Origin of the sequence: Bacillus sp. JJ675, from assembly GCF_036963165.1 — a bacterium.
Taxonomy (GTDB): Bacteria; Bacillota; Bacilli; order Bacillales; family Bacillaceae; genus Bacillus; species Bacillus glycinifermentans.
This window is the reverse complement of the sequence record NZ_JBALMR010000107.1, coordinates 1-1,563: the sequence shown is the minus strand read 5'-3', so window position 1 is coordinate 1,563 and position 1,563 is coordinate 1. Positions and strand designations below refer to the sequence as shown.

At 39.9% G+C, this 1,563-nt stretch carries 1 protein-coding gene; it reads left to right on the top strand.

All coding sequences use genetic code 11. The features are described 5' to 3' along the window. The first annotated feature begins 104 nt into the window (after window positions 1-104). Entirely contained in the window at window positions 105-1,457 is a 1,353-nt protein-coding gene (locus tag V7126_RS22685) for an IS1182 family transposase (RefSeq protein ID WP_046131917.1), read from the top strand. The last annotated feature ends 106 nt before the right edge of the window (window positions 1,458-1,563 follow it).

Sequence of the window (1,563 nt, the reverse complement as noted above, 5' to 3'; positions counted from 1 at the left end):
TCAGGCTGTCGAGAAAATCGACAGCCTTTTTCATTTTTCCCTTAAATTATCCATTTCACCATTTTATAATAAAGAAAAGCCTTCTAAAAGGACGGTGTCTGTTCATGTTCTACACAAGGAATTCTTCCCAGAACGAAGCTGAATTTGTATTGCTTGATCAGCTTGTTGAAGAGGATCACCTGCTTCGTAAAATTGACAAGTACATCGATTTCTCTTTTATCATTGAAAAGGTTAAACCTTACTACAGCGAAAATAAAGGCCGCCCCTCACTTGATCCGTTGATTTTATTCAAAATGATGTTTATCGGATACCTTTACGGTATCCGTTCAGAAAGACAGCTCGAAAAAGAAATTTACTATAATATGGCTTACCGATGGTTTTTAGGGTTAAACATCAACGATCCAGTTCCTCACCATTCAACCATCAGTTGGAATAGACGTACACGCTTTAAAGATACGACCATTTTTCAAGACATTTTCGATGAGATCGTTCTTCAGGCCATTAATCATGATATGGTAGGAGGCCGTGTCCTTTTCACAGATTCAACTCACCTCAAAGCCAATGCCAATAAGCATAAATATACGCGAAAAACGATTGAGCAGGATACACAAAACTATATAAAGGACTTGGATAAAGCCGTCCAAGAAGATCGGGAAGCACGCGGAAAAAAGCCTTTAAAAGCCAAAGAGGAGGTGAAAACTAAAAAGGAAATTCGTCATAGTACAACTGATCCCGAAAGCGGCTATCTTTACCGTGAAAACAAACCTGAAGGTTTTTTCTATTTAGATCACCGAACAACGGATATGAAATTCAATATCATCACCGATGCCTATGTAACGCCCGGTAATGTCCATGATTCTGCGCCTTATCTCGATCGATTAGACCACCAAATCGCACGATTTGGTTTTCAAGTTGAAGCCGTCGCTCTTGATTCTGGCTATCTGACAACTCCAATCTGTAAAGGACTGTCCGACCGTCGAATTTTTGGCGTTATTGCTCATAGACGCTTTCATCCTACAAAAGGTTTGTTTCCGAAGTGGAAGTTTCATTATGACCGTGAAAAAAATCAGTACATTTGTCCGAACGGACAAACACTCTTATACTCAACAACAGATCGAAAAGGCAACAGATTTTATAAGTCCAACCCTGAAAAGTGTGTCTCATGCCCTCTGCTTGAAAACTGTACAAGATCGAAAAACCACCAGAAGGTCGTCTCAAGACACATATGGGAGGACCATAAAGAAAAGGTCAGGCAAAATCGTTTGTCCGACTCCGGAAAAATCCTCTACAAAAAAAGAAAAGAAAAAATAGAGCGGAGCTTTGCAGATTCAAAACAGCTGCATGGGCTTCGCTACTGCCGGTTGAGGGGAAAACAAAATGTGAGCGAACAAGTTCTCCTCACCGCCGCTTGCCAGAATATGAAGAAGATTGCCACACACTTAGCCAAGCTTGGCTAAGTGTGTGGGAGGGCTTTTTCCTTTTATAAAGATTAAAAAATGAACAAGAAATTTTATGAAATAAAAAAGCTTGTAGGAAAAAACATGTTTTTCTCTACAAGCTGAG